This is a genomic window from Streptomyces sp. P9(2023), assembly GCF_032436795.1.
Classification (GTDB): domain Bacteria; phylum Actinomycetota; class Actinomycetes; order Streptomycetales; family Streptomycetaceae; genus Streptomyces.
This window is the reverse complement of sequence record NZ_JAUPWM010000815.1, coordinates 1-239: the sequence shown is the minus strand read 5'-3', so window position 1 is coordinate 239 and position 239 is coordinate 1. Positions and strand designations below refer to the sequence as shown.

Here is a 239-nt window from a genome sequence, read left to right as displayed (position 1 = left end):
GTGGTGCTGGCGCTGACCCAGGGCGGCACCCGCGTGCTGACCCCCGAAGCGCCGCCGGCGCCGGTCATTCAGACAGCGCCGCCCCCCGATGCGCCAGACCGCTTCCCGAAGCCGGCCTCTTTGACCGCCAGCATCATCTCGCTTCTGGGGCCAAGCCCGACGCTGGAGGATGACCTGATCCGCGACCTTGGTCTTCCCGCCGCCACCCTGGCACCCGCCCTGCTGGAACTGGAGCTGGA

At 71.1% G+C, this 239-nt stretch carries 1 protein-coding gene; it reads left to right on the top strand.

The window, feature by feature from the left end:
• On the top strand, positions 1–239 hold a 239-nt coding region (locus Q5762_RS39555; protein WP_315897156.1), incomplete at both ends, for a hypothetical protein.